This is a genomic window from Streptomyces sp. RB17, assembly GCF_009604455.1.
GTDB lineage: Bacteria > Actinomycetota > Actinomycetes > Streptomycetales > Streptomycetaceae > Streptomyces.
The window spans coordinates 23,922-50,459 of record NZ_WEGL01000006.1; the positions used below are offsets into that span (position 1 = coordinate 23,922).

The 26,538-nt window shown below is 71.5% G+C and carries 30 protein-coding genes; 19 read left to right on the forward strand and 11 right to left on the reverse strand.

The genetic code is table 11. The features are described 5' to 3' along the window. Nucleotides 1-198: 198 nt before the first annotated feature. Both SRB17_RS25295 and SRB17_RS25300 read left to right on the forward strand, forming a co-directional pair. Entirely contained in the window at nt 199-1,686 is a 1,488-nt protein-coding gene (locus tag SRB17_RS25295) for a glycoside hydrolase family 43 protein (protein WP_323376219.1), read from the forward strand. A gap of 147 nt (nt 1,687-1,833) precedes the next feature. Next, entirely contained in the window at nt 1,834-2,880 is a 1,047-nt protein-coding gene (locus SRB17_RS25300) for an endo-1,4-beta-xylanase (protein WP_153542474.1), read from the forward strand. Between the two features lie 98 nt (nt 2,881-2,978). Here SRB17_RS25300 and SRB17_RS25305 read toward each other — a convergent pair whose 3' ends face one another. Both SRB17_RS25305 and SRB17_RS25310 read right to left on the reverse strand, forming a co-directional pair. Continuing rightward, nucleotides 2,979-3,185, reverse strand: a complete 207-nt coding sequence (locus SRB17_RS25305; RefSeq protein ID WP_059248121.1) for a DUF5999 family protein — start codon at nt 3,183-3,185, stop codon at nt 2,979-2,981. A gap of 279 nt (nt 3,186-3,464) precedes the next feature. Further along, nucleotides 3,465-4,064, reverse strand: a complete 600-nt coding sequence (locus SRB17_RS25310) for a hypothetical protein (RefSeq protein ID WP_153542475.1) — start codon at nt 4,062-4,064, stop codon at nt 3,465-3,467. Nucleotides 4,065-4,633: 569 nt separating this feature from the next. Between SRB17_RS25310 and SRB17_RS25315 the strand changes: the two genes are divergently transcribed. Both SRB17_RS25315 and SRB17_RS25320 read left to right on the forward strand, forming a co-directional pair. Further along, nucleotides 4,634-6,151 carry a glutamate--cysteine ligase gene (locus SRB17_RS25315; RefSeq protein WP_153542476.1) on the forward strand — a complete coding sequence of 506 codons (1,518 nt, stop codon included), beginning with the start codon at nt 4,634-4,636 and terminating at the stop codon, nt 6,149-6,151. Nucleotides 6,152-6,230: 79 nt separating this feature from the next. Beyond that, on the forward strand, nt 6,231-7,043 hold the full coding sequence (locus SRB17_RS25320; protein WP_153542944.1) for a type II CAAX endopeptidase family protein: 813 nt from the start codon (nt 6,231-6,233) through the stop codon (nt 7,041-7,043). A gap of 20 nt (nt 7,044-7,063) precedes the next feature. Here the strand turns inward: SRB17_RS25320 and SRB17_RS25325 are convergent, their stop codons facing one another. Further along, the gene (locus SRB17_RS25325) at nt 7,064-7,876 is read right to left on the reverse strand and encodes a PhzF family phenazine biosynthesis protein (RefSeq protein WP_153542477.1); all 813 of its coding nucleotides are present in this window, start codon (nt 7,874-7,876) and stop codon (nt 7,064-7,066) included. Between the two features lie 69 nt (nt 7,877-7,945). Here SRB17_RS25325 and SRB17_RS25330 point away from each other — a divergent pair, with 69 nt between their 5' ends. Further along, on the forward strand, nt 7,946-8,704 hold the full coding sequence (locus SRB17_RS25330) for a hypothetical protein (RefSeq protein WP_153542478.1): 759 nt from the start codon (nt 7,946-7,948) through the stop codon (nt 8,702-8,704). A 131-nt stretch (nt 8,705-8,835) separates the two neighbouring features. Beyond that, the gene (locus tag SRB17_RS25335) at nt 8,836-9,462 is read left to right on the forward strand and encodes a PadR family transcriptional regulator (protein WP_153542479.1); all 627 of its coding nucleotides are present in this window, start codon (nt 8,836-8,838) and stop codon (nt 9,460-9,462) included. A gap of 64 nt (nt 9,463-9,526) precedes the next feature. Here the strand turns inward: SRB17_RS25335 and SRB17_RS25340 are convergent, their stop codons facing one another. Both SRB17_RS25340 and SRB17_RS25345 read right to left on the reverse strand, forming a co-directional pair. After that, complete coding sequence (locus tag SRB17_RS25340; RefSeq protein ID WP_153542480.1) at nt 9,527-9,955, reverse strand: SRPBCC family protein; 429 nt, start codon at nt 9,953-9,955, stop codon at nt 9,527-9,529. 112 nt (nt 9,956-10,067) lie between these two features. After that, nucleotides 10,068-10,253 (reverse strand): hypothetical protein, encoded by a 186-nt coding sequence (locus SRB17_RS25345; RefSeq protein ID WP_194294171.1) that lies wholly within the window; start codon nt 10,251-10,253, stop codon nt 10,068-10,070. 207 nt (nt 10,254-10,460) lie between these two features. Here SRB17_RS25345 and SRB17_RS25350 point away from each other — a divergent pair, with 207 nt between their 5' ends. The 3 genes from SRB17_RS25350 (at nt 10,461) to SRB17_RS25360 (ending at nt 13,257) form a co-directional block, all read left to right on the forward strand. Beyond that, nucleotides 10,461-11,039 carry a Clp protease N-terminal domain-containing protein gene (locus SRB17_RS25350; protein ID WP_416237086.1) on the forward strand — a complete coding sequence of 193 codons (579 nt, stop codon included), beginning with the start codon at nt 10,461-10,463 and terminating at the stop codon, nt 11,037-11,039. Between the two features lie 69 nt (nt 11,040-11,108). Then, nucleotides 11,109-12,113, forward strand: coding sequence for an EamA family transporter (locus SRB17_RS25355; RefSeq protein WP_323376220.1), 1,005 nt, complete (start codon nt 11,109-11,111; stop codon nt 12,111-12,113). A gap of 193 nt (nt 12,114-12,306) precedes the next feature. After that, nucleotides 12,307-13,257, forward strand: coding sequence for a DMT family transporter (locus SRB17_RS25360; RefSeq protein ID WP_153542482.1), 951 nt, complete (start codon nt 12,307-12,309; stop codon nt 13,255-13,257). An 11-nt stretch (nt 13,258-13,268) separates the two neighbouring features. Here the strand turns inward: SRB17_RS25360 and SRB17_RS25365 are convergent, their stop codons facing one another. Next, on the reverse strand, nt 13,269-13,949 hold the full coding sequence (locus SRB17_RS25365; protein ID WP_153542483.1) for a pyridoxamine 5'-phosphate oxidase family protein: 681 nt from the start codon (nt 13,947-13,949) through the stop codon (nt 13,269-13,271). A 93-nt stretch (nt 13,950-14,042) separates the two neighbouring features. Between SRB17_RS25365 and SRB17_RS25370 the strand changes: the two genes are divergently transcribed. Continuing rightward, nucleotides 14,043-15,374, forward strand: coding sequence for an aminotransferase class I/II-fold pyridoxal phosphate-dependent enzyme (locus SRB17_RS25370; RefSeq protein ID WP_323376221.1), 1,332 nt, complete (start codon nt 14,043-14,045; stop codon nt 15,372-15,374). A gap of 113 nt (nt 15,375-15,487) precedes the next feature. On the opposite strand, the gene SRB17_RS25375 is transcribed toward SRB17_RS25370, so the two are convergent. After that, nucleotides 15,488-16,420: a DMT family transporter gene (locus SRB17_RS25375; RefSeq protein ID WP_194294138.1), complete on the reverse strand. Its 933-nt coding sequence runs from the start codon at nt 16,418-16,420 to the stop codon at nt 15,488-15,490. A 74-nt stretch (nt 16,421-16,494) separates the two neighbouring features. Here SRB17_RS25375 and SRB17_RS25380 point away from each other — a divergent pair, with 74 nt between their 5' ends. Beyond that, nucleotides 16,495-17,397: a LysR family transcriptional regulator gene (locus tag SRB17_RS25380; RefSeq protein ID WP_153542486.1), complete on the forward strand. Its 903-nt coding sequence runs from the start codon at nt 16,495-16,497 to the stop codon at nt 17,395-17,397. A 10-nt stretch (nt 17,398-17,407) separates the two neighbouring features. Here the strand turns inward: SRB17_RS25380 and SRB17_RS25385 are convergent, their stop codons facing one another. Next, on the reverse strand, nt 17,408-17,878 hold the full coding sequence (locus SRB17_RS25385; protein ID WP_153542487.1) for a pyridoxamine 5'-phosphate oxidase family protein: 471 nt from the start codon (nt 17,876-17,878) through the stop codon (nt 17,408-17,410). 138 nt (nt 17,879-18,016) lie between these two features. Here SRB17_RS25385 and SRB17_RS25390 point away from each other — a divergent pair, with 138 nt between their 5' ends. Further along, nucleotides 18,017-18,661 (forward strand): cysteine hydrolase, encoded by a 645-nt coding sequence (locus tag SRB17_RS25390; protein WP_153542488.1) that lies wholly within the window; start codon nt 18,017-18,019, stop codon nt 18,659-18,661. Nucleotides 18,662-18,667: 6 nt separating this feature from the next. Here the strand turns inward: SRB17_RS25390 and SRB17_RS25395 are convergent, their stop codons facing one another. Continuing rightward, a complete protein-coding gene (locus SRB17_RS25395; protein ID WP_153542489.1) occupies nt 18,668-19,165 on the reverse strand; it encodes a Rieske (2Fe-2S) protein in 498 nt (165 codons plus the stop codon). Nucleotides 19,166-19,417: 252 nt separating this feature from the next. Here SRB17_RS25395 and SRB17_RS25400 point away from each other — a divergent pair, with 252 nt between their 5' ends. From SRB17_RS25400 to SRB17_RS25430, 7 genes are all read left to right on the forward strand, one after another. Next, nucleotides 19,418-20,182: a HipA family kinase gene (locus SRB17_RS25400; protein ID WP_153542490.1), complete on the forward strand. Its 765-nt coding sequence runs from the start codon at nt 19,418-19,420 to the stop codon at nt 20,180-20,182. Then, a complete protein-coding gene (locus SRB17_RS25405) occupies nt 20,179-20,628 on the forward strand; it encodes a DUF3037 domain-containing protein (protein ID WP_323376222.1) in 450 nt (149 codons plus the stop codon). Before SRB17_RS25400 ends, SRB17_RS25405 begins: the two co-directional genes overlap by 4 nt. Before the next feature lie 148 nt (nt 20,629-20,776). Next, nucleotides 20,777-21,538 (forward strand): 3-oxoacyl-ACP reductase FabG, encoded by a 762-nt coding sequence (gene fabG, locus SRB17_RS25410; protein ID WP_153542491.1) that lies wholly within the window; start codon nt 20,777-20,779, stop codon nt 21,536-21,538. Nucleotides 21,539-21,550: 12 nt separating this feature from the next. After that, nucleotides 21,551-22,318: an SDR family oxidoreductase gene (locus SRB17_RS25415; protein WP_153542492.1), complete on the forward strand. Its 768-nt coding sequence runs from the start codon at nt 21,551-21,553 to the stop codon at nt 22,316-22,318. A 187-nt stretch (nt 22,319-22,505) separates the two neighbouring features. After that, nucleotides 22,506-24,083, forward strand: a complete 1,578-nt coding sequence (locus SRB17_RS25420; RefSeq protein WP_323376223.1) for an ABC transporter substrate-binding protein — start codon at nt 22,506-22,508, stop codon at nt 24,081-24,083. A 108-nt stretch (nt 24,084-24,191) separates the two neighbouring features. Continuing rightward, nucleotides 24,192-24,875, forward strand: a complete 684-nt coding sequence (locus SRB17_RS25425) for a uracil-DNA glycosylase (RefSeq protein WP_323376224.1) — start codon at nt 24,192-24,194, stop codon at nt 24,873-24,875. Between the two features lie 113 nt (nt 24,876-24,988). Next, the gene (locus SRB17_RS25430) at nt 24,989-25,438 is read left to right on the forward strand and encodes a hypothetical protein (protein ID WP_323376225.1); all 450 of its coding nucleotides are present in this window, start codon (nt 24,989-24,991) and stop codon (nt 25,436-25,438) included. A gap of 5 nt (nt 25,439-25,443) precedes the next feature. Here the strand turns inward: SRB17_RS25430 and SRB17_RS25435 are convergent, their stop codons facing one another. Both SRB17_RS25435 and SRB17_RS25440 read right to left on the reverse strand, forming a co-directional pair. Continuing rightward, nucleotides 25,444-25,905, reverse strand: a complete 462-nt coding sequence (locus SRB17_RS25435) for a hypothetical protein (protein WP_323376226.1) — start codon at nt 25,903-25,905, stop codon at nt 25,444-25,446. Nucleotides 25,906-26,020: 115 nt separating this feature from the next. Beyond that, entirely contained in the window at nt 26,021-26,533 is a 513-nt protein-coding gene (locus SRB17_RS25440) for a DinB family protein (protein WP_153542494.1), read from the reverse strand. Nucleotides 26,534-26,538 lie beyond the last annotated feature (5 nt).

Genomic DNA, 26,538 nt, shown 5'->3' on the forward strand with positions numbered 1-26,538 from the left:
GACGCCGGGGCGTCTCGCGCGCGGACGTGCCCGCCCTGCAAGGCCCTTGCTTCCTTCCATCCCACTCCCGTACCGGCGATTCGACCAGCCGGGCGGACGGTGTCTTCTCCTCGTCCTCGCCTCGGCGACCGGCATGCCCCACCGCTAAGATTCGACATCACAGTCGAAACTTTCGAGCATCCTCTTGGGGGCCCACCCGTGCGCACCTACGACAACCCCGTCCTCCCCGGCTTCCATCCCGACCCGAGCGTGTGCCGGGTCGGGGACGACTACTACCTGGTGTGCTCCAGCTTCGAGTACTTCCCCGGCGTCCCGCTGTTCCACAGCCGGGACCTGGTGCACTGGCGTCAGATCGGCAACGTCCTCGACCGGCCCGGCCAGTTGGCGCTGCCCGACGACACACCGGCCTCGGGCGGCATCTACGCGCCGACGATCCGCCACCACGACGGGCTCTTCCACGTCATCACCACGAACGTCAGTGCCGGAGGCACCTTCCTCGTCACCGCCGAGCGCCCCGAGGGCCCCTGGTCGGACCCGGTGTGGATCGACCTGCCCGGCATCGACCCCGACCTGGCCTGGGACGAGGACGGTTCCTGCTGGTGCGCCATGGCCGGGGTCACCGTGGCCCGGATCGACCCGCGCACCGGCGAAGTACTCGAAGGCCCGCTGCCGATGTGGTCGGGCACGGGCCTGAGGGACCCCGAGGCACCGCACCTCTACCGGATCGGCGACTGGTGGTACCTGCTGCTCGCCGAGGGCGGGACCGCGCTGGGCCACGGCGTCTCCGCAGCCCGCGCCCGCACGCCGCGCGGGCCCTGGGAACCGGCCCCGGGCAACCCGCTGCTGTCCCACCGCGGCACCGGTCTGCCGATCCAGTGCACCGGCCACGCCGATCTGGTCCAGGCGGCCGACGGCACCTGGTGGATGGTGCTGCTCGGCACCCGGCCGCGCGGCTACTTCCCCGAGTTCCATGTCCTGGGCCGGGAGACCTTCCTGGTCCCGGTGGAGTGGGCCGACGGCTGGCCCCGGGTGGGCCCGGTGCGCGAGCGGCATCCCGCGCCGGCCGCCTGGGCTCCCCTCGAACTGCCGCCGGTGCGCGACGACTTCACCTCGCCGGTGCTCGCCCCGTACTGGATAACCCCGCGCCGCAGGCCCGAGGGGTGCTGGTCGCTCAGCGAGCGGCCCGGCCGGCTCACGCTGACCGCCACCGGGGACAGCCTCGACCGGCCCGGGCACACCTTCGTAGGCCGCCGCCAGCAGCACCACGACTGCCGGGCCGCCACGCGGCTGGAGGACTGGACGGGCCGGGCCGGGCTGTCCGTCCGCCTCGACGAGGAGCATCACTACGACCTGGAAGTGGCCGCGGGTACCGCGGCCGTGATCGCCCGGATCGGCCCGCTGCGGCAGCGCGTCGCCGAACTCCCGCTGCCTGCGGGCCCGGTCACCCTGAGCGTCGACATCAGCGTGACCCGCGACCCCGGACCCACGAGCGGCCCCGACACCGTCGCCTTCTCCGTCGAAACCCACGAGGGATCCGTCCGCCTGGCCGAACTGGACGGCCGTTACCTGTCGACCGAGGTGGCCACCGGCTTCACCGGCCGTGTCATCGGTATGTACGTCACCGAAGGCCGCGCGGACTTCGACTGGTTCGACTACGCGCCCGCAACCTCCTGCACGACCCCTTGACGCTACCGACGCGCGTTTCTAGAGTCGCGGTTCGAACGATCGATCTTCGCTACGAATGTTTCGAAGCCCACCCCAACGGCTCGTCGACGGCCTCACCGGGGGCGCCACCCAAGGGCTGAAACACCTCTGAGAAACAGGAGTCGCACCATGCCCAGCAAGAGCACGCGTCTCAGACTCGCCGGCGCCCTCGCGGCCGCCCTCATGGCCACCGGACTCGCCGCCCCGGCCGCCCAGGCCCACGAGCGGCAGCCCACCCTCGCCGACCTCGCCGAAGGCCACGGACGCTACTTCGGCAGCGCCACCGACAACCCCGAACTCACCGACAGCGCCTACACGAAGATCCTCGGCAGCGAGTTCGACATGATCACGCCCGGCAACGGCATGAAGTGGTACGCCACCGAGCCCCAGCAGGGCGTCTTCGACTGGACCAATGGCGACCAGATCGTGAACCTGGCCCGGAAGAACCACCAGAAGGTCCGCGCCCACACCCTGGTCTGGCACAGCCAACTGCCCGACTGGCTCACCTCCAGGCAGTGGACCGCGAGCGAACTGCGGGCCGTGCTGAAGAAGCACATCACCACCGAGGTACGGCACTACCGGGGCAAGGTGTACTCCTGGGACGTCGTCAACGAAGCCTTCAACGAGGACGGCAGCTACCGCGAGACCCTCTGGTACAAGACCCTGGGTCCCGGCTACATCGCCGACGCGCTGCGCTGGGCCCACCAGGCCGACCCGCACGCCAAGCTCTACCTGAACGACTACAACATCGAGGCGGTCGGCCCGAAGAGTGACGCGTACTACGCGCTGGCCAAGGACCTCAAGGCCGAGGGAGTGCCGCTCGACGGCATCGGCTTCCAGACCCATCTGGCCCTGCAGTACGGCTATCCCAGCAGCCTGGAGGACAATCTGCGCCGCTTCGCCGGCCTGGGCCTGGACACCGCCCTCACCGAGGTCGACGTACGGATGCAGCTGCCGGCGACCGAGGAGAAGCTCGCCGAGCAGGCGAGCTGGTACGGGAACCTGGTCAAGGCCTGTCTGGCCGTCCGCCGTTGCGTGGGCGTGACCATCTGGGACTACACCGACAAGTACTCCTGGATCCCGGCCGTCTTCCCGGGCGAGGGCGCCGCCCTGCCGTGGGACGAGCAGCTGAACCCCAAGCCGGCCTACCAGGCCCTGCGGGACGCACTGCGATAACCCCCGCTTACGGACCGTAGCCGGCCCCGGACACACGTCGGGGCCGGTGCGCACCGGATGTGTGCGGCCGGCCCCTCAGGTCGCTCAGCGCGTTCCGCTCAGGCGGCCGTCATCACCTGGTCCGCACCGAGCGGGCGGTGCGGGGCGATGATCCGGCCGTCGGGCAGCAGCTCGCCGGTGTCCTCGAAGAGCAGGACGCCGTTGCACAGCAGACTCCATCCCTGCTCCGGGTGGTGCGCCACGAGACGGGCGGACTCCCGGTCGGCGGACTCGGCTGGTGGACACGGCGGCTGGTGCTGGCACATGGGTGGGATCTTTCGCTCTGTCGTGGTCATGGCCGTCCCCCGTGGTGATAAGTCGGTCGGAACCCAGTGTTGCCCTCTCGGCGTCGTTCCGCAGGGATTTCGCAGCACCGCTTCTCACAGGTTCATGACGCGTCACCCGCGCGGACGGTTCAGTCCAAGTGCACTGTCACTTCGGGTGGTTCGCAGTGGCCGGATCGGGCTAGTCCCGGCAGGCCACACCCCCCTGACATGGACGTACCCCGCTTCCCTCCCGGGTAAGCGGGGTACGCGGGCCGCCGGTCAGGCGGGCGAGCCCAGCACGGGTGGGCCGAGCAGGGGCAGCGGAGTGGCGCGATGGGTCAGGACCGGAAGCAACTCGGTGACCCGGCACGGGCGGTGTGCCGGGATGCCGGGCGGCGCCGGCGCCAGCGGGACGAGCAGATCGGTGCCGGCCGGGTGTCCCTCGGCTCCGTCGGCGGTGACGTCGCCGTGCAGCCACAGGGTGAGCATGTACAGACCGGGCACGGACAGCAGTCGGGCCTGGTACGGCTGTTGCAGCGCCTCCGCCTGCTGCAGGGCGCGTTCGGTGGAGGGGACGTACGGGCCCTCGAAGAAGTGCGAGAAGGCCCAGCCGTCGGGGGTGAGCATGGTCTCCGCCGCGGCCACCGCCCGGTCGCCACAGCGGATCAGGAAGCGCCAGCCGGCCAGCCGGGTCGCGGACAGGCCCTGTGCGGTGATGCGGTCCAGTACATGCACGGGCAGCGGGAGTTCGGGTGTCGTCGGCCCCTGCGCGGCGCGCAGGGAGGGGGTACGGGCCTCACGCACCGCGGTGGGGGAACCGAGGGCGGTGAGGACGGAACGCAGGGCAGGCGCGGGGGCAGGGGGCACGTGCAGCGGCATGTGGGTCGCCTCTCTCGTTCGACAGGCGCGACGGCGCGAGGAGGGGTGGGGCGGACGGCGCTGTCTGCTCACGGAAGGCCGGAAGGGTGAAGGCCCGGTCGGTAACATCGGTGCGGCTCGGCCTGCCGCCCGTCACCGGGACGGCCTGGACACGGCAGGGACCAGGACCGAGGCGTCAACCCTCCGCCTTGTGGGCGAAGTTTATATGACGCATGTTCGGCCGTTGTTTCGTCTATCCCATTTCGGGAAGTCGCGCAAGTCGGTAATGCGCCGACGATCTGCGGGGCTCATCCCGGTTTTCGGCCGTCACGCCACCGCTGACCTCGTCATACGCACCGGTAACGGTCGGCCGAATGTCGTCGGCGTTTTTCACGAGGTGCGATGGGAACCCGGTGGTGCGGGCTGACGCATGCCCCGTGAATGTGCCGCGGGGAACATTCCGACAGACTAGCGGGTGCCCGGCTCGCGCGGGGCGTTATCGATCGCTTTCACGGGGCATCATCCCCCCTGCACCCGGGAGAGCCCGGCGGCCGGATCGTCGGCCCGCCCATCCGAGGAGGGACACTTCGATGGGGGAGAAGGTCGTGGCGGGGCAGTTCGACCTGTCCGATCGCCAGCGCTACCGCGAAAAGCTCCAGAAGTGCCTCGCGGGACTGGAGCGACTGTTGCGGGAGAAGCGATTCGATCGTCCCAAGAACCTCATGGGAGTGGAGATCGAATTGAATCTCGCCGGGTCCGACGGTATGCCGAAAATGTTGAACGGGCAGGTGCTGGAACGCATCGCGAGCCGCGATTTCCAAACAGAACTCGCCATGTTCAACCTGGAAGTCAACATAGCCCCACATCGATTGGGTGGCCGGGTATTCGACCGGCTCGCCGAGGAACTGCGCACCTCGCTCGCCTACGCCGACCGCAAGGCCGGCGAGGTGGACGCCGGCATCGTCATGATCGGCATCCTGCCCACGCTGGACCGCGACGACCTGGTCTCCTCCAACCTCTCCGAGGTCGACCGCTACACGCTGCTCAACGACCAGATCGTGGCCGCGCGCGGCGAGGACTTCCGGCTCGACATCGAGGGCGTGGAGCACCTCGTCTGCACCTCCAAGTCGATCGTCCCCGAGGCCGCCTGCACCTCCGTACAGCTGCACCTCCAGGTCACCCCGGCCCGGTTCGCGGACGTGTGGAACGCGGCCCAGGTGGCATGCGCCGCGCAGATCGCCGTAGGCGCCAACTCCCCGTTCCTCTTCGGTCACGAACTGTGGCGGGAGTCCCGGCCCCCGCTGTTCCTGCAGTCCACCGACACCCGCCCGCCCGAGCTGCAGGCCCAGGGCGTACGGCCGCGCACCTGGTTCGGCGAGCGGTGGATCAGCTCCGCCCACGACCTGTTCGAGGAGAACCTGCGCTACTTCCCCGCGCTGCTGCCCATCTGCGACGACGAGGAACCACTGGAGGTCGTCGCGGCGGGCGGCACGCCCCGACTGGCCGAGTTGGTGCTGCACAACGGCACGATCTACCGCTGGAACCGGCCCGTGTACGGGATCGCCGACGGCGTACCGCACCTCAGGGTGGAGAACCGGGTGCTGCCGGCCGGGCCGACCATCACCGATGTGATCGCCAACGCGGCCTTCTACTACGGCCTGGTCCGCGCCCTCGCCGAGGAGCCCCGCCCGGTGTGGACCCGGCTGCCCTTCGCCGCGGCCGAGAACAACTTCGACACCGCGTGCCGGTACGGCATCGACGCGCGGTTCGTATGGCCCCGGCGCGGACGCTACGGCGGCACGGGCGAGGTCGACGCGGTCACCCTGGTCCGCGACGAACTGCTGCCGCTGGCCTCGGCCGGGCTGGACGCGTGGGGCGTGGAGCCGGCCGACCGCGACCTCTACCTGGGCGTCATCGAGGAGCGCTGCCGGCGCCGGGTGAACGGGGCGTCGTGGCAGGCGGCCACGTTCCACCGCTGCCTGGAGCAAGGTCTGTCCCGCGACGCGGCACTGGCCGCGACGACACGGCGCTATGCCGAGCTGATGCATGTGGGAGAGCCGGTGCACATGTGGCCGGTGGGGCTGCCGGAGGCGGTGCCGCTCGGTTGATCATCGGGCTGTACGCCGTCCTCACATCTCCTTCTGCGATCCTTGCCGGGCAGAGGTGGGCCAGGGGCCCATGAGCCGGATGGAGGCAGGGGTGCAGGTGGAGGCTGACTCGGTGGCCGATTCCGGCGCGCGCAGGCGCGACCCGCGGCGCATCCTGCGGGACGAGACGCTGCTCGTCCTGGCGCTGTCGCTGGGCGCGAGCGGGGTGTCCGCGCTGATCAGCTTCATCGGCGCGGTCACCAAGCCCGGGGGCCTGAAGGACCAGGCGGCCACCCTCAACGCCTCGGCCGCGCCCGGCCGCCCCTGGCTCGACCTGGCCTGGCAGCTGTTCGGCATCGCCTCCGCGCTGGTCCCCGTCGCCCTGGTCGCCCACCTGCTCCTGCGCGAGGGCGGCAGTCTGCGCACCCTCGGCTTCGACCGCACCCGGCCCTGGCCCGACCTGTCCCGGGGCGCCGGCGTCGCGGCCGTGATCGGCAGCACCGGGATCGCCTTCTACCTGGCCGCCCGCGGCCTCGGCTTCAATCTCACGGTCGTGCCCGAGGCGCTGCCGGACGTGTGGTGGAAGTTCCCGGTACTGATCCTTTCCGCCCTGCAGAACGCGATCCTCGAAGAGGTCATCGTCGTCGGCTATCTGCTGCGCAGGCTCGGCCAGTTGGGCTGGACCCCGGGGACCGCGCTGGTGGCCAGCGCGGTCCTGCGCGGCTCGTACCACCTCTACCAGGGCGTCGGCGGCTTCATCGGCAACATGGTCATGGGCGTGGTGTTCGTGTACCTGTACCGCCGCTGGGGGCGGGTCGGTCCACTGGTCGTCGCCCACTCCCTGCTCGACATCGGCGCGTTCGTCGGCTACGCCCTGCTCGCGGGCAAGGTGGGCTGGCTGCCGACGGCCTGAGCACCGGCCCACCGCCCCGCTCAGGCGTGCAGTTCGCCCTCGATGACCGTGACCGCACGGCCGGTGAGCAGGGTGCGCTCGCCGCGCAGGCCGGTGCGGACCAGGCCGGTGCGGCGGGAGGCCTGCAGCCCGGTGAGGTCGTCACGGCCGAGGCGTGCCGACCAGTGCGGGGCGAGCGCGGTGTGGGCGCTGCCGGTGACCGGGTCCTCGTCGATGCCGACGTTCGGGAAGAAGCAGCGCGAGACGAAGTCGTAGCCGCGGGACGGGTCGTCGGCGCGCGCCGTGGCGATGATGCCGCGCGAGGAGTAGGCGCCGAGGGACTTGTGGTCCGGCGCGAGGCCGAGGACCGTCTTCTCGTCGGCCAGCTCCACCAGCAGATCCCCGACGTTCGGGCCGGTGTCGAAGGCGGCGACCGGCTCCGCGCCGAGGGCCTCGGCGACCCCGGCCGGGATCACGGCCGGGGTGAGCGGGGCCGTCGGGAAGTCGAGGGTGATCGAGCCGTCGTCGCCGGGCGTGGCGATGAGCACGCCGCTGCGGGTGGCGAACCGCACCGGGCCCTCGTGGGCGCCGGTGGTGTGCAGGACGTGGGCGGTGGCGAGCGTGGCGTGCCCGCACATGTCGACCTCGGCGACGGGGGTGAACCAGCGCAGCGCCCAGTCCGCCGCGCCGCCCTCGGGCAGCCGGTGGGCGAACGCCGTCTCGGCGTGGTTGACCTCCATGGCGATGTTCTGGAGCCAGCCGTCGTCCGGGAAGACGTCGTTCAGGAGCAGGACTCCGGCCGGGTTGCCGGCGAAGGGGCGGTCGGTGAAGGCGTCCACGATTCGAATGCGCATGACGCCGACGCTAGTGCCGCGCCGGCCGCCCGCCCAAGGCCAATTCACGAACCCTGGCATGCGTCGCGCATGGCGGCGGCCCGCACCCTTGCCCACGGGGCGAGTTGGGCGAGGCCGAACGAGACCTCCAGGGAAGCCCCCCATGACGATCAGGGCGAAGGGCGAAGGGCGAAGGTTGAAGGTCAAGTCGAGCCGGCGGCGGGGGAGTGGGGATGCCTCATTCTGGTCGGCATGGAGAAGCTCGATGGTGCCTACGTGATCCGCCATGGCTGGACCCGTGACGGCGTCATGATCGTCGCAGGCATCGTCCTGTTCATCGGGGTGTTCTTCCTTCCGCACATGGAGCCGCCCGGCGACGATCACATCGAGTTGTTCATCAGCCCCATCGCCGTATGGATCGCGGCGATATCCTCCAGTCGCCGCAAGACCGTGCGCGTCGACAAGCAGGGCATCACGCTCTATCGCTTCGTTCGTTTCCGCCGGCCCGAGTTCGTGCCGTGGTCCGAGGTCGAGGCGGTGGAATGGTCGGCCGCGCGTCCGCCCTTCGGGCGCGGAAGCCACCTGGAAGTCCATCGGCGAAACCCCCGCCCGGCCCCCGCTCGGCCCCCGGCCGCTGCCGGGGTGGAGGCGCTCGACACCTACCTCGCCACGCAGGTCGACCCCGACTTCGTCGAGACGTTCCGGAACACCGTCCGGATCAGACGCGCCACGACCTTCTGCCGCCTCGACCCCGCCCGCCTGGCCACCGTTCTCTCCCGCCTCGCTCCCGGCGTCCGGCGCTTCGGCGACCTCGGAGACTTCGGCGATCCCGGAGTCCCAGGCCACTAGGCCGAGCCCCCCCGCGAGCCCCTGCTGCGGCGAAGGGCCTTGTCATGCGATCGGTTCCGATATATCGTTGAGCCATCGCGAAAGATACGCGATGCAGACGTGACAGATCACGATGGAATGGAGAGATCGCGATGCGTACGCACGGATTCGAGCACGGACATCGGCACGAGGGCCCCGGCCCGCGGGGCATGGGTGGATTCGACCAGCGGCGGGCCGCCTTCGGGCCCTTCGGTCCGGGTGGTCCCGGTTTCGGCCCCGGCGGCCCCGGTTTCGGAGCCGGCCCCTGGGGGCCCCGGGGGCGCGGTGGTCCGAGGGGCCGGGCGCGGCGCGGTGATGTACGGGCCTCGATCCTGGCCCTGCTCAAGGACCGCCCCATGCACGGCTACGAGATGATCCAGGAGATCGCCGAACGCAGCGGCGGCGCGTGGAAGCCCAGCCCCGGCTCGGTCTACCCCACGCTCCAGCTGCTGGAGGACGAGGGCCTGATCGCCAGCGAGAGCGAGGGCGGCAAGAAGCTGTTCGCGCTCACCGAGGACGGGCGCACCGCCGCCGACGAGGGACCGGAGGCCCCCTGGGAGGAGGCCTCGCGCGGGGTCGACTGGGAGGCCCTCGGCGAGATCCGCCAGGCCGGCTTCGGGCTGATGGAGGCCTTCAGCCAGGTCTGGAAGACCGGCAGCAAGGAACAGCGCGAGAAGGCGCTGGCCGTCATCAACGACGCCCGCAAGAAGCTGTACCTGATCCTCGCCGACGAGCACTGAGACTCGTACGACGGTCCGGGCGCCCCGCGGAGCACCTCCGTGGGGCGCCTTCCCGTGTCCCGGCTCAGGCGACCAGGCCGGCCAGCTTGCGCAGCGACTCGTTCAGCGCCGCCGTCGCCGAGTCCTTCAGCTTGCCCGCCATCAGCGACACCGCCGCGCCGGTGAACTCGCCGTCGATCCGGACGGACGTCGCGTCGCCGTCGGGGGTGAGGGTGTAGCGGGTGGCGACCGTCACCGCCATCGGGCCCTTGCCCCGGATGGCGAACACCCGCGCCGGCTCCAGCTCCTCGATGGTCCAGTCGACCTCGGCGGGGAAGCCCATCAGCTTCATGTTCTCCTGGAAGGTCCCGCCCACGGCCAGGGTCTCCGGTCCCCCCTTGGGGAAGCTGGTGTGGGTGGCGTTCCACTCCCCGTACGACGACCAGTCGGTGAGCTGGGCCCACACCTTCTCGGCCGGTGCCTGGATGCGTGCCTCCGCGCTGACTTCGGCCATGCGACCACCCTTTCGGATCGGGCGTAGCGGGCTACGGTGTCGCGGAACGTAGCCGCAGGGGCGCGAATATTCAATACTGATGAACCGTCAGAATCGCCGGCGGCGGGCGCGGTCAGCCCACCCGCCGTATCACCGCCGCGTCGAACAGGTCCCAGGCACGCGGGAAGGCGCTCTCGTCGTGGTGGTGCCAGGCCTGCCAGAACACGTCCGCGAGCAGGGCGTCCCTCGGCGCGTACACCCGGTACACGTACTGCCTGCCGTCCACCGCCGGCAGCGCCACCAGCCAGCACTCGCCCACGCCCTCCACGTCGGAGGGGGACGAGCGGGGGAGCGGAGCGGTTGCGCAGGAGGCGCACGGCAAGGCGGCGTGCGCCTCTCGGGCCGGACCGGCCGAATCTCCTCCGTAAGGATGAGATCTCGAACGCCCGGGTCCACTCTGTGTGGGACGCGAAGATGGTTCCGCTCGTGGATGACTCGGCCCGTTGAGGCTGATGGGGTAGGGGTTGTGCAACCCCGTGCAGCCCACTGGGCCGCCCATGACGAGGCGGCCGCGCACCTGGACGACGATGCCGTGCTCGGCGCCGAGCTGGCAGCGGTGGTCGCCGGTGCCCGCCGCAGGGCCGTCCGGGACGGGGACCGCCAGACCGACACCGCCCATCTGCTCCACTCCCTCCTCGAACACGACCCCGAGGTGCGCGCCACCGTCGGCAGCCCGCAGCAGCTCGCCCGGCTGCTCGGCTACCTCGTGCAGCGCAGCATCGGCTACGGGCTGCGCTGGCAGGGCAGTGTCGAGGACTCCGGAGCGCTCGCCGTCGTCCCCGCCGCGGCCGTTCCCCGCGCCCGCGAGCCGAGGGACACCGCCGGCTGGTCGCCCACGGCCGCCGTCGCCCTCGCCGCCGCCCGCGAGCGGGCCCGGCTGCGCGGCGAGCCCCGCGTCACCGGCCTCGACCTCCTCGCCGCGCTCATCGCGGACCCCGGTTCGCGGGCCGTCGAGGTCCTCGAACGCGGCGGCATCCGCGAGCTGACCACCCCGGTCGAACCCGGCCCGGACGACCGCGCCCGCGACGGCGGTCCGGCCCACTGACACCGGCGCACGTCCAGCCCCTGAGACAGGTTCAACGAGGATGACGCTCATGTCGCCGCCTGTCATCATGTGCCGGTGCAGACGACAGAGAGCAGCCAGGGCAGCCGCGGCAGGGGCGTCGGACTGGGCCTCGCACTCGCCTCGGCGCTGGCCTTCGGCGGGTCGGGAGTGGCGGCCAAGCCGTTGATCGAGGCGGGACTCGACCCGCTCCACGTGGTCTGGCTGCGCGTGGCCGGCGCCGCCGTCGTCATGCTGCCCGTCGCCGTACGGCACCGCGCGCTGCTGCGCCGCCGTCCCGCGCTGCTGGCCGGGTTCGGACTGCTCGCCGTGGCCGGCGTCCAGGCCTGCTACTTCGCCGCGCTGTCCCGGATCCCGGTGGGTGTGGCGCTCCTCATCGAGTACCTGGCGCCGGCGCTGGTGCTCGGCTGGGTCCGGTTCGTGCAGCGGCGGCCCGTGACGCGCGCCGCCGCGCTCGGCGTGGTCCTCGCGGCGGGTGGCCTCGCCTGTGTGGTGGAGGTCTGGTCGGGGCTGAGCTTCGACGCGCTGGGCCTGCTGCTCGCGCTCGGCGCCGCCTGCTGTCAGGTCGGCTACTTCGTCCTGGCGGACCACGGCGGCGACGCGGGCGACGAGGCCCCCGACCCGCTCGGCGTCATCGCCTACGGCCTGCTCTTCGGCGCCCTCGTGCTGACGCTCGTAGCCCGCCCCTGGAGCATGCGCTGGGCGGTGCTGACCGGCTCCGCCGACATGAACGGCACCGCCGTACCGGCCCTCGCCCTGCTGGGCTGGATCGTGCTGATCGCCACCGTCGTCGCGTACGTCACCGGGGTGCTGTCGGTGCGCCGGCTGTCGCCCCAGGTCGCCGGTGTCGTGGCCTGCCTGGAGGCGGTCATCGCGACCGTGCTGGCCTGGGTGCTGCTCGGCGAGCACCTGTCGGCGCCCCAGGTGGCGGGCGGCGCGGTCGTCCTGGTCGGCGCGTTCATCGCCCAGTCCTCGACCCCCGCCAAGGGTTCCGCCGAGCCGGTGGCCGCGGGCCTCGGTGAACGCGAGTTGTCGCCCCGTGGCACGACTGCATAAAGTGCCGGTCATGCCGTCGAACGCACTCGTCCTTCCGCCCCCGGCCGCCTGAGGCGGGCCTCCGGGACATCAGCCCCGCGCGTGTGCGCCGGGCCGGACGGTGCTGCCCGCAGACGAAGTCCGCGCGCCCCGCTGAAGCGGGCCGCCCTCGAACTTCCGCACCCTCCGGGTGCGTTTCTGCGGAGAGATTCCCTTGACGACGTCGAACGCTGCTGTCGGCCTGCCCCTCGGGCGGGGCCTGTTCTATCTGATCATCACCGGTGCCGCCTGGGGCACCGCCGGCGCCACCGCCTCCCTGGTCTACCGGACCAGTGACATGGGCGCCTTCGGGCTGTCCTTCTGGCGCTGCGCGCTGGGCCTCGTCCTGCTGCTCGCCGGACGCGGACTGCGCCCGTGGGCCCGCCCGGCCACCGCCGAATCCCTGGCCCGCAGGGCCGGGAAGGTCCTCGCCACCGGCCTCGGCCTGGCGGTGTTCCAGACGGCCTACTTCGCGGCCGTGGAGTCGACGGGCCTGGCCGTGGCCACCGTCGTCACCCTCGGCGCGGGTCCCGTCCTCATCGCGCTCGGCGCCCGGCTGCTGCTCGGCGAACGGCTCGGCACCGGCGGGGTGCTGGCCGTCACCGGGGCGCTCGCCGGACTGGCCGTTCTCACCTTCGGTGGCTCGGCCGCGACCGTACGGCCGGCGGGAGTCCTCCTGGCGCTCGCCTCGGCCGCGGGCTACGGCGCCATGACCCTGCTGACCCGCTGGTGGGGGCGGGCCGGCGGCACCGACGCCTCCGACACCACCGTGGGCGCCTTCGCGGTGACCGGCCTGTGCCTCCTGCCGTTCGCCCTGCACGAGGGCCTGCTGCCGCACACCGCCCACCCGGCGCGGCTGCTGTGGCTCGTGTTCTACATCGCCGCGGTGCCCACCGCCCTCGCGTACGCCCTGTATTTCGCCGGGGCGGCCGTCGTACGGTCCGCCACCGTGTCCGTGATCATGCTGCTGGAGCCGGTGACCGCGGCCGTGCTCGCCGTCTGCCTGCTCGGCGAGCGGCTCACGGCGACCACGGCTGTCGGCACCCTGCTCCTGCTCGGTGCGGTCGCGGGCCTCGCGGTGGGCGAGGCCCGCGGGGGCGGCGGGCGGGAGTCGCTACCGGTGTGACCGTCCGGGGCTCACAGGGACTTCAGATAGTCCGGGAGCTCGACGCCCGGTGCCAGGTCGGCGTTGGGGACCGGCGCGCCGTAGCCCTTCTGCAGCGGGACGACGCCGGCCCAGTGCGGCAGGGCGAGGTCCTCCGGTTCGTCGTTCGCGCCGCCGGTGCGGACCTTGGCCGAGACCTCGTCCAGGTCCAGCCGGATCACCGCGGTGGCGGCCAGCTCCTTCTTGTTCGCGGGCCGGGAGTCGGCGACGCGGCCCGGCACGACGTGGTCCACCAGCGCGTCCAGGGCCAGCCGCCGCTCCTCGGGGTCGGTGACCTGGCGGGCGACGCCGTGCACCACCACGGAGCGGTAGTTGATGGAGTGGTGGAAGGCGGAGCGCGCCAGTACCAGCCCGTCCACGTGCGTGACCGTCAGGCACACCGGCAGGCCCGGGTCGGTGTCGTTCGTCATCCGCAGCGGGCGGGAACCGGTGGATCCGTGCACGTACAGCCGCTCGCCGACCCGGCCGTACAGGGTCGGCAGCACCACCGGGGCGCCGTCGCGGACGAAGCCGAGGTGGCACACGTACCCCTCGTCGAGTATCGCGTGCACCAGTTCCCTGTCGTACGACGCCCGCTCCGCGGAGCGCGTGGGCACGGTGCGGTCGGTCGGGGTGTAGGCGGCGGCCTGGGTTGCCTCGGTCGTCCCCTGCATGACGGTTCCTCCATGGCGAGCATCGGTGATCGATGTCGAGCCGTATCGACATCCGTATCGACATTCACATTGCACTAGTGCATAATGTTCTTTGTGCTAGGAGAGTATCCCATCGAAGGGCGGGGCGCAGCCGAGATCGCGGCCAGCGTCGAGCGCGCGGTCGGCGCCGGTGAGCTGCGGCCGGGCCAATCCCTGCCGCCCATGCGGGAGTTGGCGACCCGGCTCGGGGTGAACCCCAACACCGTGGCGGCCGCCTACCGCACCCTGCGCGAGCGCGGGGTGATCGAGACGGCCGGCCGCCGGGGCAGCCGGGTCCGGCCCAAGCCGGCCACCACCGGCCGTGAGGAACTGCGCGTGGAGGTCCCCGCCGGGGGCCGCGACCTGGCGGCCGGCAACCCCGATCCCGCCCTGCTGCCCCGCCTCGCCCCGGCCCTCGCCGCGGCGGCGCAGGAGGGCGACCGGCGGCCAGTCCTCTACGGCGACGACCCGGTCGACCCGGACCTCGTCCGCGTGGCCCGCGCCGAACTCGACGCCGACGGCGTCCCGGACGGCCCGCTGACCGTGACGTCCGGCTCCCTCGACGCCATCGAGCGCGTCCTCGCCGCACACCTCAGACCGGGCGACGCCGTCGCCGTCGAGGACCCCGGCTGGGGCAGCGTCCTCGACCTGGTCCCGGCGTTGGGCCTGCACACGTTCCCGGTCGGCATGGACGACGACGGGCCGCGCCCCGAAGACCTGCGCCGGGCCCTGGAGTCCGGGGCCCGCGCACTGATCGTCACCGACCGCGCGCAGAACCCGACCGGCGCCTCGGTGACCGCCACGCGCGCGCGTGCCCTGCGCGCGGTCCTGCGCGCGCACCCGCAGACCCTGCTGATCGAGGACGACCACGGCCACGGCATCGTCGACCTCCCGCTGCACCCCCTCGCGGGCGCGACCCGCCACTGGGCCGTCGTCCGCTCCGCCTCCAAGGCCTACGGCCCCGACCTGCGCGTGGCCGTCCTCGCCGGCGACCCGGTCACCGTCGACCGGGTACGCGGCCGCCAGCGCCTGGGCCCCGGCTGGGTGAGCCTGCTGCTGCAGCGGGCCGTGGCCCGGCTGTGGTCGCAGGGCGCGGTGGACCGGCCGGCCGTGGCGAACGCCTACGGCTCACGCAGGGACGCGCTGGTGGACGCGCTCGCGGAACACGGGGTCGTGGCCCACGGCCGCAGCGGCATGAACGTATGGGTACCGGTCCCCGACGAGACCGGCGCGGTGGCCCGCCTGCTGCAGGCGGGCTGGGCGGTGGCCCCGGGAGCCCGCTTCCGCGTGGCTTCGGCGCCGGGCATCCGCATCACCATCTCGGCCCTCACCGAGGAGGACATCAGCCTCCTGGCCGACGCGGTGGCAGCAGCGGTACGACCGTCACCGGCGCGCGTCTATGGCTAGGGGACGCATCAAAGGGGCGCGGGGCCGTATCGATATGCGGCTGGGCCCCGTGGGCGCGACAAGCCCCAACGGACCCGGCCCCGCACTCGCTGACGCGCCCAACGCCCCTCCCCTCAGGCGCTCTTCCGCCGCACCTGAGTAAGCGCGGCCCCCGCGAGAACGATCACCGCCCCCACCGGCGTGGTCCACCGCAACGACTCCCCGAGAATGGCCACACCCGCACCCGTGGCGATGACCGGAATGAAGTACGTGACCATCTGCGCGGTCGTCGGACCGACCTCGGCGACGAGCCCGTACTGGATCAGCACCGCCAGCCCCGTGCCCAACGCCCCCAGCGCGGCGATCGCGAGCAGCGGAACCAGCGGGAAACGCGCGGGGAAGCTGGTGAACAACGGCGTCACGACGGCCAGTTGAAGCGCGGCAAGCATCAGCTGCGCCCCCGTCATCGACAGATGGGAGTTGCCCGTGCCCGCGAGCGTCCGCCGGACATAGATCCAGCCGACCGGGTAGCTCAGCGACGCCAGCAGCGCCATGGCCGTACCCGTGGCATCCAGACCGTGGAAGCCCTGCCACGCCCCCAGGACCGTCAGGACGCCCAGGAAGCCGAGCCCGAGCCCGGCCACGCGGACCCGGGTCGGCCGGTCCTCGGAGAGGGCGACCAGGGACAGGGCCATGCCCCACAGGGGCGACGTGGCGTTGCATATGCCGGCCAGCGTGGACGGGATCGTCAGCTCGGAGTAGGCGAAGAGGGAGAACGGCAGGGCGTTCAGGAAGAACGCGGCGACCGCCATGTGGCCCCACAGCCGGGCCCCGCGCGGCAGCTTCTCCCGCTTGAAAGCCATCGCTGCCGCCAGTACGGCCGTACCGAACACCAGACGCCCGAGGGTGACCTGGAAGGGCGCGTAGCCCTCCGTGCCCACCTTGATCAGCAGGAAGCTGAAGCCCCAGATCAGGGACAGGGCGCCGAAGCGGAGTCGCCAGTCGAGGCGGGCGCGGGGACGGGTGGGGGCCGGGGACTGGGTTCGGGGTGCGGTGACCGTGCTCATGGTCTCAAGGATGCTGGGGGCAACCTCGTAGCACAATCGAGATTTCCCACCGGATACCTCTTAGAATCACTTACATGTTGAACCTGGAGCGCCTGCGCACCCTGGACGCCCTCGCCCGGCACGGCTCGGTGAGCGCCGCCGCGGACGCGCTGCACGTCACCACGTCCGCCGTCTCCCAGCAGCTCGGCAAACTGGAACGCGAGATCGGCCAGCAGCTGCTCGCCAAGAACGGCCGGGGGGTGCGGCTCACGGACGCCGGCCGGCTGCTGTCGGAGCACGCGGCACGCATCCTGTCGCAGGTCGAGCTCGCCCAGTCCGACCTGGAGGCACATCGCGGGCAGGTCGTCGGCGAGCTCAGGCTGTCCGCGTTCCCGACCGCCGCACGCGGCCTCTTCCCGGTCGCGCTCGGCGCGCTGCGGGCCGAGCATCCCGGGCTGCGCGTGCGCTCCAGTGAGCTGGAGCCGGAGCAGGGCATCGCGGCCGTGGTCCGGGGCGATCTCGATCTCGCCGTGGTCCTCGACTGGTACAACAAGCCGATGCCTGTGCCGGACGGCCTGGTCAAGGCGCCCCTGCTGGACGACCCGGCTGACGTCGCCATGCCCGCCGGGCACCGGCTCGCCGGCCGGGACGAGGTGGACCTCACCGAGTTCGCCGAGGACGAGTGGATCACCTGGGGCGAGGGCGAGTTCTGCCACGAGTGGCTGATGTTCACGCTGCGCTCCAAGGGCGTCGAGCCGATCGTCGGCCACCGCGCCGGCGAGACTCACACCCAGCTCGGCCTCGTCGCCGCGGGACTGGGCGTGTGCATCGCGCCGCTGCTGGGCCGGCACCCGGTCCCGGAGGGCGTGGTCCTCGTACCGCTCAGGCAGCGGGTGCGCCGGCACGTGTACGTGATCTGGCGAGCGGACGCCGACCGCCGCCCGTCGATCCGGGCGGCGGTGGAGGCCCTGCGCGCGGCGGCACGGAAGGTCGGCTGAGCGCCGGACCCTACGCCCCGCCCAGCTTGCGGAAGTCCCAGGAGACGATCTTCTCCGGCGTCAGCCGGACCCAGGCGTGGCGGCCGTCGTGCGGCATCTCGTCCAAGGCGAAGTTCTTCCGCGCGAACAGCGTCTCGGCCGTGTCGAGTTCGGCGCACAGCTCCCCGGTGCGCGGCGCCTCGCCCACGAACTCCACCCGGCCGGACAGCTCGACGCCGCGCAACTGGTCGTACTCCTCGCCCGAGTCGACCACGACGGCCACCCGCGGATCGCGGTGCAGCTGCGCCCAGCGCCTGCTGCGCACCACCGAGTACAGCCACAGCGAGGTGCCGTCCCAGGCGAACCACAGCGCGCTGACATGCGGAGTGCCGTCCGGCGAGACGGTCGCGACCCGGCAGGTGCGCTGACTGGTGAGGAACTCGTCCAGTTCGCCGGGCGTCATCATGATCTTCCGGCCCCGGCGCTGCTGAGTGACGGTCATGCGGCCCCCTCTTCTCCCACGTCGTGCCAGAGAACTATGGTGTCCTGGTGATCCTCTGACATCACGTCAGAAAAGTGAATGGGTCGGCTGCGATACGGCCCGGCTTCGAACGGGTCGTCTTCGAAGGGGGCACGCGCCATGCCGTCGTACGCACAGCTCAGCGAACTCCTCGACCCCGCGCACACCGTCCTGCTCACCGTGGAGTGCCAGCAAGGGGTCGTCGGCCCGGACAGCGCCCTGCCGGAACTCGCCCGCGAGGCCCGATCCTCCGGTGCGCTGCGCAATGTGGCCCGGCTGGTCGCCGCCGCCCACGAGACCGGCGTCCAGGTCGTCCACGCGATCGCCGAGCGCCGTCCGGACGGGCGGGGCTCGAGCCGCAACGCCCGGCTGTTCCGGGCCGCCGAACGGCTTCCTGTGCGGCAGCTGTCCGGCACCACCGCGGTCCGTGTCGCGCCCCCCATCGAGGTCTCCGAGGAGGACCTCGTCGTACGCCGGCTGCACGGCCTGTCCCCGATCCACGGCACCGACGTCGACGCCCTGCTGCGCAACCTGGGCTGCCGCACGCTCATCGTCACCGGCGTCTCGGCCAACGTGGCGATACCCAACGCCGTGTTCGACGCGGTCAACCTGGGCTACACCGCCGTCGTCCCGGCCGACGCCATCGCGGGGGTGCCCGCCGACTACACCCCCGCGATGATCCGGCACACCCTCGCGCTGGTCGCCACGGTCTCGACCACCGACGAGGTGCTCCGCTGTCTCGAGCGGCCGCGCGGACGGGGCTGAGACGGCTCAGGCCAGCTTGATCTCGTCCCCGGAGACGCTGATCTTCGCCGCGGGCAGCGGCTGGGTGGCGGGGCCCTGCTTCACACTGCCGTCCTCGGCGGAGAAGTGACTGTTGTGGCACGGGCAGACGATCACGCCGTTCGCCACGCTGCCGACCGCGCACCCCTGATGGGTGCACTTGGACGAGAACGCCTTGAACGTGCCCGCCGCCGGCTGCGTGACGACGACACCCTGGTCCTTGAAGATCTTCCCGCCGCCCTCGGGGATGTCGGCGGTCCTGGCGAGCGCGGCGCCCCCGGCGGAGCCGCCGCTGTTCTGCGAGGCTCCCGTGGAGCCGGTGGTCCCTGTCGATCCGGCCGAGCCGGACCCGGTGTTGACCGTGTTCGACGAGTTGTCGCCCGAACCGCAGGCGGTCAGCGCGGCGGCGAGCCCCGCCGCTCCGGCCGCCGCCACGACGGTACGGCGGGCCGGTCCGGCATGGGGCTGGGACGATGCGCTGGTCATGTGGGGTTCCCTTCCGCGGAGTTTCTCGTGATCCGTCCAGGGGTACGGCGCCCGGGCGCCACCCGTTCAGACGGGCACCCAGATCCTTGCCGTCCGGGCATGAGACGGCCGTAAGCCACAGCTGTCGGCTCGCTGTCGACCCACCCCACCGGGCCCGCCGGCCCCACCTCGCCGAGCCCGCCGCCCCCACCTCGCCGAGCCCGTCGGCCCCACCCGCTGAAGCTGTCCGCCCCACCCCAGTAACCTGGGGCGATGCTCAAGGAAGTCATCGCGACCCGCTATGTCACGCCCCTGCGTGAGGGCGGCTCGCTGCCGGGGCTCGTCGAGGCCGACGACTTCGGGACCTACGTCCTGAAGTTCACCGGCGCCGGACAGGGCCGCAAGACACTGGTCGCCGAGGTGGTGTGCGGCGAACTCGCCCGCCGCCTCGGATTCCGGATGCCCCGGCTGGTCACCGTTCAGCTGGACCCGGTCCTCGGCCTCGGCGAACCCGAACAGCAGGTGCAGGACCTGCTCAGGTCCAGCGGCGGCACCAACCTCGGCATGGACTTCCTCTCCGGCGCCCTCGGCTACGACCCGCTCGCCTTCCCGGTGAGCCCGGAGGAGGCCGGCCGGATCGTCTGGTTCGACGCGCTGATCAACAACGTGGACCGGTCCTGGCGCAATCCGAATCTCCTGCTGCACCGCGGCGCGTTGTGGCTCATCGACCACGGCGCGACGATGATCTGGCACCACAACTGGCCCTCCGCCGAGGCCTCCGCGGCCCGCCCGTACGACGCCTGCGACCACGCCCTCGCCCGCTTCGCCCCGGCCGTCGCCGCCGCGGCGGCCGAACTGGCTCCCCGGGTCACCGAGGACCTGCTCGCCGAGGTCACCGCCGAGATCCCCGACGCCTGGCTCACCGACGAGCCCGGCTTCGACACCCCGGACGACCTGCGCCGGGCCTACACACGGCCGCTGCTCGCGCGGGCGGCCGTCATCGCCGAGCGCATCACCGGCATCGAGGGGGCGAAGTGAGCGAGACCCACATCCACATGGCCGGCCATGTCACCGAGCGGCACATCACCCGTGCGGGCCAGGGCGGCGACCGTGACGTGTTCGAGTACGCGCTGCTCAGGGTCGTACCGCGGGTGGAGCGCGGCGAGTGCATCAACGCGGGCGTCGTCGTCTACAGCCGTGCGCGGGCCTACGTCGGCGCCCGTACCCATCTGGACGAGTCCCGGCTGCTCGCGCTGGACCCGGAGGCGGACGTGGCCGGGATCCGGGCGGCGCTCGGTGCGATCGAGAGCCACTGCGCGGGCGGTACGGAGGCCGGGCAGGCCGCCGGGGACGACGCCGGCCGGCGCTTCCGCTGGCTGATCGCGCCCCGCTCCACGGTCGTGCAGCCCGGTCCCGTGCACACTGGGCTCACCACCGACCCGGCCGCCGAGACGGAGCGGTTGCTCGACCTCCTGGTGAGGTAATGGATCACATGCACCCGGTGTGCCGTTGACACCGGGTGCCAGGGCTTCTAGCGTCACGTGTGCTGAAGGTACTAAGCGGTCGCTCACCGCACGAGGGGCTCGGTTCCGAGGCCCCGACAGGTTCTCTCAAGGGCGAGGAGAAGCAGCAATGTCCACCACTGAACAGCGGGTCGCGGTCGTCACCGGCGCGGCGCGCGGCATCGGCGCCGCCACCGCCGTACGACTGGCCGCCGAGGGTCGCGCGGTCGCCGTGATCGACCTGGACGAGGCCGCCTGCAAGGACACCGTCGAGAAGATCACCGCCGCCGGCGGCAAGGCGATCGCGGTCGGCGCCGACGTCTCCGACGAGGCGCAGGTCCAGGCGGCCGTCGCCCGGATCGTCGAGGAGCTGGGCGCCCCGACCATCCTGGTCAACAACGCCGGCGTGCTCCGCGACAACCTGCTGTTCAAGATGAGCGTCTCCGACTGGGACACCGTCCTGAACGTCCACCTGCGCGGCTCGTTCCTGATGACCAAGGCCGTCCAGAAGCACATGGTCGACGCGGGCTTCGGCCGGATCGTCAACCTGTCCTCCTCCTCGGCTCTCGGCAACCGCGGCCAGGTCAACTACTCCGCCGCGAAGGCGGGCCTCCAGGGCTTCACCAAGACCCTCGCCATCGAGCTGGGCAAGTTCGGCATCACCGCCAACGCCGTCGCCCCGGGCTTCATCGCCACCGAGATGACCAAGGCCACCGCCGACCGCGTCGGCATGGGCTTCGAGGACTTCAAGAAGGCCGCCGCCGGTGCGATCCCGGTGCAGCGGGTCGGCGAGCCCGAGGACATCGCCAACGCGATCGCCTTCTTCACCGCCGAGGCCGCGGGCTTCGTCTCCGGCCAGGTGCTGTACGTCGCCGGCGGTCCGCTCAACTAAGGGAACGGGTACATGACTTCCGCTGAACTCCCCGAGCTCTCGGGCAAGGTCGCCCTGGTCACGGGCGCCAGCCGCGGCATCGGCTACGGCGTCGCCGAGGCGCTCGTCGCCCGTGGCGACCGCGTGTGCATCACCGGCCGCAACGAGGACGCGCTGAAGGAGGCCGTCGAGAGGCTCGGCGCGGACCGGGTCATCGGCGTCGCCGGCAAGGCGCACGACCTGGACCACCAGACCGAGGCCGTCGAGCGCACCATGGAGGCCTTCGGCCGCGTCGACTTCCTGGTCAACAACGCGGGCACCAACCCGGTCTTCGGCCCCATCGCCGACCTCGACCTGAACGTCGCCCGCAAGGTCTTCGAGACCAACGTGATCTCCGCGCTCGGCTTCGCCCAGAAGACCTGGCACGCCTGGCAGAAGGACAACGGCGGCGCGATCGTCAACATAGCGTCGGTCGCGGGCCTCGCGCCCTCGCCGTTCATCGGCGCCTACGGCGTCAGCAAGGCCGCGATGATCAACCTGACCCAGCAGCTGGCCCACGAGTTCGCGCCCGGGGTGCGGGTCAACGCGATCGCCCCGGCCGTCGTCAAGACCAAGTTCGCGCAGGCCCTGTACGAGAACCGCGAGGAGGAGGCGGCCGCCGCCTACCCCCTCGGCCGGCTCGGCGTGCCCTCCGACATCGGCGGCGCCGCCGCCTTCCTTACCTCCGGGCAGTCCGACTGGATCACCGGCCAGACGCTCGTCGTGGACGGCGGCATCTTCCTCAACGCCGGCGTGGGCTGAGCAACCTTCCGGGCGCCGATTTTCGGACGGATCGGCGCCCGGAACACCGCATGGAGTCCGCACAGCGGACTGACAACGTCGTCATAGCGAAATCGATCAAGAAGCCCTTTTTCAGGGGAGGTTCAGGGCGCCGAACGCTGCGGTATGGTCTGCCGACCCTTGGTATGGCAGATCGAGGAGCGTGCGCGTGTTCAACCGGAACCGATTCCTGCGGAGAGTCGCGGCGATCGCGTCCATATCCCTGGTGGCCGCCGGTTGCGGCCTGCTGTCCGACGGCGGCGGCGACAAGGGCCCCATCGTCGTGGGCACCACCAGCGCGCCCAGCACGCTGGACCCCGCCGGCGCCTGGGACGGCTCCTGGGAGCTGTACCGGAACATCTTCCAGACGCTGGTGGCCTTCCCCAGCGGTGCCGCCGCCCCCCAGCCCGACGCCGCCGAGAACTGCTCCTTCACCGACTCGTCGAGTCGCACCTACCGCTGCACACTCCGCGCGGGCATGAAGTTCGCCGACGGCGACCCGCTGAACGCCCAGGCCGTCAAGCACTCCATCGACCGCATCCGCACGATCAACGCCCCAGGGGGGCCCGCAGGTCTGCTCGGCAGCCTCGACCGGGTGCAGGCGCTCGGCGACCGCGAGATCGTCTTCCACCTCAACCAGCCCGACGCCACCTTCCCGTTCGTGCTGGCCACGCCCGCCATGTCGATCGTCGACCCGGACGACTACCCCGCGCGCTCCCTGCGCAAGGACGACAACGTCTACGGCTCCGGGCCGTACAAGGTCCAGTCGTACGAGGAGGGCAAGGAGGCCGTCCTCGTCTCCAACGGCAACTACCAGGGCTTCGCCAAGCGGCAGAACGACGCGGTGACCATCCGCTACTTCCAGGACTCGGCCCAGATGGTCAAGGCCTTGCGGGACAAGCAGATCGACGTCACCTACCGCGGCCTCGCCGCCGACGACATCCTCGCCCTCCAGCAGCACGGCGACAGCAACCTCCAGCTGGTCGACGGCGCCGGCATCGACATCAGCTACCTGGTGTTCAACCCCAAGGACCCCTGGGCCAAGCAGCCCGCCGTACGCAAGGCCGTCGCCCAGATCGTCGACCGGGGCGCCATCGCGCACAAGGTCTACAAGGACACCGTCGACCCGTTGTACTCGATGGTCCCCAGGGGCCTGACCGGCCACACCACCGGCTTCTTCGACGACTACGGCGACCCCAGCGTGCCCAAGGCCCGCACGATCCTCTCCGACGCGGGCATCCACCAGCGCGTCCCGCTCACCCTCTGGTACACCACCGACCGCTACGGCTCCGAGACCGCGCTGATGTTCCAGGAGCTGAAGCGGCAGCTGGAGGCCTCCGGGCTGTTCACGGTCACCCTCAAGAGCCGCCCCTGGAAGACCTATGTGGTCGGCTACCAGAAGGGTGAGTACCCGGTGTTCGGTCGCGGCTGGTTCCCGGACTTCCCCGACGCGGACAACTTCATCGCCCCGTTCGTCGGCGAGCACAACGCGCTCGGTACGCCCTACCCGTCCAAGGAGATCACCGGCAAGCTGCTGCCCCACTCGCGTGCGGAGAGCGACCGCGCCCAGACGGTCAAGGACATGGAGGCGGCCCAGCAGATCATCGTGAACGACACTCGGTTGATCCCGCTGTGGCAGGGCCGGCAGTTCATCGCCGCCAGCGACGACATCTCCGGAGGCGAGCAGGCCCTCGACCCGTCGACGATCATGATGATGTGGACGCTGCACCGCAAGACCAGCTGGTGAACCGGCCGAACGGTCCTTCACATGCCGGTTGTCAGTGGTCGCCTGTAGGTTCTGAAACCTGGACGTGACCGCACGCCGGTAGTTGAACGACATTGTGAGGACGTTGACGTGACCGACATCGCCATGCTGCCCGGGTCCTGGCGCGGGGTTCTGGGCGACGAGCTGCAGCAGCCCTACTTCAAGGAGCTGACCGAGTTCGTCGAGGAGGAGCGGGCGAAGGGTCCCGTCTACCCGCCGCGCGAGGAGGTCTTCGCCGCGCTGGAGGCGACGCCGTACGAGCAGGTCAAGGTCCTCGTCCTGGGCCAGGACCCGTACCACGGCGAGGGCCAGGGCCACGGCCTGTGCTTCTCGGTCCGCCCCGGCGTCAAGACCCCGCCCTCCCTGCGCAACATCTACAAGGAGATGAAGGAGGAGCTGGGCCTGCCCATCCCCGACAACGGCTACCTCATGCCGTGGGCCCGGCAGGGCGTGCTGCTGCTCAACGCGGTCCTCACGGTCCGCGCCGGCGAGGCCAACTCGCACAAGGGCAAGGGCTGGGAGAAGTTCACCGACGCGGTGATCCGCGCGGTGGCCTCCCGCCCCGACCCGGCGGTCTTCGTCCTCTGGGGCAACTACGCGCAGAAGAAGCTGCCCCTGATCGACGAGAAGCGGCACGTGGTGGTCAAGGGCGCGCACCCCTCCCCGCTGTCCGCGAAGAAGTTCTTCGGCTCCCACCCGTTCACCCGGATCAACGAGGCGATCGCCCTGCAGGGGCATGAGCCGATCGACTGGCGGATCCCGAATCTGGGCTGAGGGCAGGGAGCGCCTCCGCCGGCCCACCCCACGACGGCGCCGCCTGCCGAGGAATCCTGGCGGCGCCGTTTACCGTCAGCACCACACAACGGTCGACAGCCCGGAGGGCACCCGTGGCGGAGCAACAGGAGCAGGCGGCACCGGATGCCCTGCTGACGCGGATCGGGCAGGTCGTGATGCTGCACCACGGCGGCGACCGCGAGGAGGCCCGCAGCCGCTTCCTGAGCCTGTGGACGGAGGTCGGCGAGGACGGCGACCCGCTGCACCGCTGCACCCTGGCCCACTATCTCGCGGATACCCAGGACGACCCGGAGGACGAACTGGCCTGGGATCTGAGGGCGTTGTCCGCGGCGGAGGAGCGGGGCGCTCCGCTGAGTGTGCGCGGGTTGTTCCCCTCGCTCCATCTCAATCTCGCCGCCGACTACGTGAAGCTGGGCCGGGACGAGGCTGCCCGCAGCCATTTGTGCCGGGCCCGCGAATTCGCCGCCGCTCTGGCCGACGACGGGTACGGCGATGGGGTGTGGGCCGCGATCGGGCGGCTGGAGTCGTGGCTGGGGGACTGACGCCTTCAGCGGCCGTAAGTCTGTTCGCAGATCCGGGTCTCCGGGCTGTCCTCGCGCCAGCCGCCGTACTGCCTGCCGAGGGCGCACACGTCCGGCGTCCTCGGGGCCGCGTTCGACAGGTCCGGGACGGTGGTGCGGGAGCGCCGGGGCTGCTCGGGGCGAGCCCGGTGGCTCGCCGGAGCCGGTGGGCGGTGTACGGCCCGGGGCGCCCCGGTCGGGTGGTGCGGGGCCGCCGCAGGCCTGGGCTTCGGGTGCCGGGACGGGCCGGTCATCTCGAGTGCCTCCTGGGCCGGTGCCTGCACCGCGCGGGGCTGCGCGCTGCCGTCCGGCCGGGGTGCCGTCGGGAGCGAGGGTGCCGTGTCCCTCGGCGGCACGGATGCCGCAAGGGGCTGCACCGTCACACAGCCGGAGAGGGCCGAGACGGCCACGGTGACCAGGAGCGCTGCGGTCGTCGTCGTTCGATGCACCCGGGCAACTCTGCTGGTTCGGCGCCCGGGTTGGCATCAGGGAGCCGAGGTCGAGGCCTCCGTGCGGGTGATCTCGTGCCCCGTACGGAGGGTTTTTGGGTGCCGGGGGTGACGTTCAGTCGCCGGTGACGCCGTCTATCCGCTCGCGGACCAGGTCGGCGTGGCCGTTGTGCCGGGCGTACTCCTCGATCATGTGGGTGTAGATCCAGCGCAGGCTGAACGGCTCGTCGCTGAACCTGCTCTTCCCTCGGGAGAGATCGTCGAGCTCGAAGCCGGCCGCGTTCCGCCGTGCGGTCTCGATCTCGGTCTGCCAGGTCGCGTACGCCTCCTGCCAGGTGTCGGCCTCGGTGAGGTGGAACTCGCCGTCCGGGTCCCCGTCGGTGAAGTAGATCGGGCCGGGATCGTCGCCCACCAGGACCTTGCGGAACCAGCCCCGTTCCACCTCCGCCATGTGCCGCACCAGGCCCATGAGGGACAGCTCGGAGGGCGGCACGGACGCGGTCCGCAGCTGCTCGTCGGTCAGCCCCTCGCACTTCCAGGCCAGCGTCCGGCGGTGGTAGTCCAGCCAGCCCTCCAGCATGGCGCGTTCACCGGCGTTGAGGGCGGGCTCTCGGCGTTCGGTCGTCATGCCCC

What these genes read in the sequence shown, in the direction of transcription:
- fabG (WP_153542491.1), top strand. Translation starts at nt 20,777, where the DNA reads ATGTCCACCACTGAACAGCGGGTCGCGGTCGTCACCGGCGCGGCGCGC.
- SRB17_RS25325 (WP_153542477.1), bottom strand. Translation starts at nt 7,876, where the DNA reads ATGCGCATTCGAATCGTGGACGCCTTCACCGACCGCCCCTTCGCCGGC.
- SRB17_RS25395 (WP_153542489.1), bottom strand. Translation starts at nt 19,165, where the DNA reads ATGACCAGCGCATCGTCCCAGCCCCATGCCGGACCGGCCCGCCGTACC.
- SRB17_RS25380 (WP_153542486.1), top strand. Translation starts at nt 16,495, where the DNA reads ATGTTGAACCTGGAGCGCCTGCGCACCCTGGACGCCCTCGCCCGGCAC.
- SRB17_RS25365 (WP_153542483.1), bottom strand. Translation starts at nt 13,949, where the DNA reads ATGCAGGGGACGACCGAGGCAACCCAGGCCGCCGCCTACACCCCGACC.
- SRB17_RS25310 (WP_153542475.1), bottom strand. Translation starts at nt 4,064, where the DNA reads ATGCCGCTGCACGTGCCCCCTGCCCCCGCGCCTGCCCTGCGTTCCGTC.
- SRB17_RS25315 (WP_153542476.1), top strand. Translation starts at nt 4,634, where the DNA reads ATGGGGGAGAAGGTCGTGGCGGGGCAGTTCGACCTGTCCGATCGCCAG.
- SRB17_RS25305 (WP_059248121.1), bottom strand. Translation starts at nt 3,185, where the DNA reads ATGTGCCAGCACCAGCCGCCGTGTCCACCAGCCGAGTCCGCCGACCGG.
- SRB17_RS25415 (WP_153542492.1), top strand. Translation starts at nt 21,551, where the DNA reads ATGACTTCCGCTGAACTCCCCGAGCTCTCGGGCAAGGTCGCCCTGGTC.
- SRB17_RS25390 (WP_153542488.1), top strand. Translation starts at nt 18,017, where the DNA reads ATGCCGTCGTACGCACAGCTCAGCGAACTCCTCGACCCCGCGCACACC.
- SRB17_RS25300 (WP_153542474.1), top strand. Translation starts at nt 1,834, where the DNA reads ATGCCCAGCAAGAGCACGCGTCTCAGACTCGCCGGCGCCCTCGCGGCC.
- SRB17_RS25340 (WP_153542480.1), bottom strand. Translation starts at nt 9,955, where the DNA reads ATGGCCGAAGTCAGCGCGGAGGCACGCATCCAGGCACCGGCCGAGAAG.
- SRB17_RS25385 (WP_153542487.1), bottom strand. Translation starts at nt 17,878, where the DNA reads ATGACCGTCACTCAGCAGCGCCGGGGCCGGAAGATCATGATGACGCCC.
- SRB17_RS25440 (WP_153542494.1), bottom strand. Translation starts at nt 26,533, where the DNA reads ATGACGACCGAACGCCGAGAGCCCGCCCTCAACGCCGGTGAACGCGCC.
- SRB17_RS25330 (WP_153542478.1), top strand. Translation starts at nt 7,946, where the DNA reads ATGGCGGCGGCCCGCACCCTTGCCCACGGGGCGAGTTGGGCGAGGCCG.
- SRB17_RS25375 (WP_194294138.1), bottom strand. Translation starts at nt 16,420, where the DNA reads ATGAGCACGGTCACCGCACCCCGAACCCAGTCCCCGGCCCCCACCCGT.
- SRB17_RS25400 (WP_153542490.1), top strand. Translation starts at nt 19,418, where the DNA reads ATGCTCAAGGAAGTCATCGCGACCCGCTATGTCACGCCCCTGCGTGAG.
- SRB17_RS25335 (WP_153542479.1), top strand. Translation starts at nt 8,836, where the DNA reads ATGCGTACGCACGGATTCGAGCACGGACATCGGCACGAGGGCCCCGGC.
- SRB17_RS25320 (WP_153542944.1), top strand. Translation starts at nt 6,231, where the DNA reads ATGGAGGCAGGGGTGCAGGTGGAGGCTGACTCGGTGGCCGATTCCGGC.